Origin of the sequence: Microbacterium sp. HMWF026, assembly GCF_003061325.1 — a bacterium.
GTDB lineage: Bacteria > Actinomycetota > Actinomycetes > Actinomycetales > Microbacteriaceae > Microbacterium > Microbacterium testaceum_E.
Window position 1 is genome coordinate 815 of the sequence record NZ_QAJB01000216.1, and the last position, 2,714, is coordinate 3,528.

The window sequence follows — 2,714 nt, forward strand, 5'->3', positions numbered from 1 at the left end:
TCTCATCGACGGGCAGATGGCAGGAGCGCTGCGCCTGGCGGATGAGATCCGCCCTGAATCGCGCGCCGCGGTCGACGCGCTGCACCAGCGGGGCGTGCAGGTGGTCATGATCACCGGAGACGCCGAAGCGGTTGCCGCATCCGTCGCCGCCGACCTCGGCATCGACCGCTTCTTCGCCGGGGTCCGCCCCGAAGACAAGGCATCCAAGGTCAAGCAGCTTCAGAACGAATCCCGCAAGGTCGCCATGGTTGGTGACGGGGTGAACGACGCACCCGCCCTCGCGCAAGCCGATGTCGGTATCGCCATCGGCGCGGGCACCGACGTCGCCATCGCGTCCGCCGGGGTCATCCTCGCCAGCGACGACCCCCGCTCCGTGCTGTCCGTGATCGACCTGTCGCGGGCCAGCTACCGGAAGATGAAGCAGAACCTGTGGTGGGCCGCCGGATACAACCTCGTCTCCGTCCCCCTCGCCGCCGGAGTGCTCGCCCCTATCGGGTTCGTCCTCCCCATGTCCGTCGGAGCGATCCTGATGTCGCTGTCCACGATCGTCGTCGCACTCAACGCGCAACTTCTTCGCCGGCTCGACCTCAGCCCGCAAGCCGTCGCCGCGAAGTAGTTTCCCCGCGCCCGCAACCCCCGGGTCGCGCTCGGCGCCCGCTTTTATCGTGGCAGGCGCCGGGGACGGTCCCCGGGAAAGGACCAGCGACCATGACTGCTGTTGACCAGATGCTCACCACGCACCCCAAGGCCGGAACCATTGACGCTGCGGACGCCCTCGCCCGCTGTATCCAGGCGTGCATCGAGTGCGCGCAGACCTGCACCGCGTGTGCCGACGCTTGCTTGTCGGAGGACATGGTGGCCGAGCTGGTGACGTGCATCACCAAGAACGCCAACTGCGCCGACGTATGCGCCGCGACCGGTGCGGTGCTTTCTCGACAGACGACGGTGGACGCCGATGTGGTTCGCGCTGTTGTGGAGGCGTGCCGCACCGCGTGTGCCTCCTGCGCGCAGGAATGCGAGCAGCACGCCGACATGCACGAGCACTGCCGCGTCTGCGCAGAGGCGTGCCGTCGCTGTGAGCAGGCGTGCACCGACCTTCTCGCGGCGTTGTAACCGCGGCACACCAACGACCCACCCCGACGGGTCCAGAGCCCGCCGTCACTGCCGGGAAAAGTTAGCCTAGAAATCCATCAGGAGGTGAGAATGTCGCTGATTGCCCTTGCACACCAGTTGCGTGGCCAGCGCGCGGTCACCCGCACCCTCCTGATGATGCTGGCTGTCGTCGGCGCCGTCATCGCGGGGCTCCTGGCCATGCACTCCCTCAACACCCACGCCACCACCGCCGGCCACGGCGGCACGGTGGCCGTCAGCGCCGAGCCGGCACCACCCAGCGCCCACCACGACGCCTCTCCCGGTACCGCAGCGGTGAACACCACCACCGCCGCCACGGATCATGCAGGCTGCACCGACTGCGGCGACGATCACGCGATGACCTGGATGGTCTGCGTTCTCGCGCTGCTTGTCAGCGTGATCCTGTTCGCGCGGCTGCGGATCGGCTGGCGGATCACCCTGCGAGACGACGTACTCGCCATGATCCACCCCCGATCGCCCGCATCGGCCCACCCGGTTCCGCCGCCCTCACTTACCGTTCTCTGCATCAGTCGCACGTGATGACGCGTCCGCCCGCCTCCATGCGGGCAACGCACCTTCCGGCTCGACAACCGTCGCGCCTCATCACTGACTAATGGAGAACACCACCATGAACACCCGCGCCGCGGCGACCGCCGCGCTCACCCTCACCAGCCTTCTCGTCCTCGCCGGATGCTCCGGCGGAACCACCTCCGGCGGCAGCATGCCCGGAATGGACCACGGAAGCAGCAGCAGCGCTACCCCCGCGCAATCTGCTGACGCCAACGAAGCGGACGTCATGTTCGCCACCATGATGATCGAGCACCACACGCAAGCGATCGAGATGTCCGACACCCTCCTGGCCAAAGACGGCATCGACGAGCGGGTGACCGCGCTGGCGGAGCAGATCAAGGCCGCCCAGGAACCTGAAATCGCGCAGATGGAAGGCTGGTTGGAGGACTGGGGCGCCAGCGCCCCCGACACCGGCAGCATGGACCACGGCGGCGGCATGATGAGCGAAGAAGACATGCAGTCGCTCGAGCAGGCCACCGGTACGGACGCTGCCCGCCTGTTCCTCCAGCAAATGATCGAGCACCACCGCGGTGCGATCGAGATGGCGCAAGAAGAAACCGGCAACGGCCAAAACAGTGACGCCGTCGCCCTGGCCAACCAGATCGTCGAATCGCAAACGTCCGAGATCGCCACCATGGAGGAGCTTCTGGCCACTCTCTGATCACCCGTGGTGGGGCGCGGAAAGCCACCGCACCCCACCACCGGATCAGACGAAACGCACCCCCATGCAGCACCACCACACCAACCTCACCGCGCCGGGCTCCCGCACCCGCGCCCTGTCCTTGGCCGCCTTCGTCCCCATGGTCGCGCTTGCTCTCGCAGGCTGCGCCAGTTCACCGTCCCTCACAGGTGACGACCACCCCGAGCAGCCGCTCACGCACGTGCACGGCATCGTTGATGACCCCGCCACCGATGGGTTCCTCATCGGAACCCACGAGGGCATCTTCACCGTCACCCGTGACGGTGAGCTGGGCGCCCGCCTGGCGAAGACGGACTTCGACGCGATGGGCCTG

4 protein-coding genes and 1 pseudogene are annotated in these 2,714 nt (G+C 67.4%); all 5 read left to right on the forward strand.

From position 1 onward, the window contains the following. Positions 1-616, forward strand: a 616-nt coding sequence (locus DBR36_RS08885; RefSeq protein ID WP_146185293.1) for an HAD-IC family P-type ATPase, incomplete at its 5' end; no start/stop codon positions are given. 92 nt (positions 617-708) lie between these two features. Next, on the forward strand, positions 709-1,113 hold the full coding sequence (locus tag DBR36_RS08890) for a four-helix bundle copper-binding protein (protein ID WP_076677831.1): 405 nt from the start codon (positions 709-711) through the stop codon (positions 1,111-1,113). Positions 1,114-1,203: 90 nt separating this feature from the next. Further along, positions 1,204-1,671: a DUF6153 family protein gene (locus DBR36_RS08895; RefSeq protein WP_076677829.1), complete on the forward strand. Its 468-nt coding sequence runs from the start codon at positions 1,204-1,206 to the stop codon at positions 1,669-1,671. Between the two features lie 88 nt (positions 1,672-1,759). Then, entirely contained in the window at positions 1,760-2,362 is a 603-nt protein-coding gene (locus tag DBR36_RS08900) for a DUF305 domain-containing protein (RefSeq protein WP_058233676.1), read from the forward strand. A gap of 64 nt (positions 2,363-2,426) precedes the next feature. Next, positions 2,427-2,714 (forward strand): annotated as a pseudogene (locus DBR36_RS08905) (hypothetical protein); the annotation flags it as partial.

Coding starts and splice junctions, on each gene's coding strand:
- DBR36_RS08890 (WP_076677831.1), top strand. CDS start 709: ATGACTGCTGTTGACCAGATGCTCACCACGCACCCCAAGGCCGGAACC.
- DBR36_RS08895 (WP_076677829.1), top strand. CDS start 1,204: ATGTCGCTGATTGCCCTTGCACACCAGTTGCGTGGCCAGCGCGCGGTC.
- DBR36_RS08900 (WP_058233676.1), top strand. CDS start 1,760: ATGAACACCCGCGCCGCGGCGACCGCCGCGCTCACCCTCACCAGCCTT.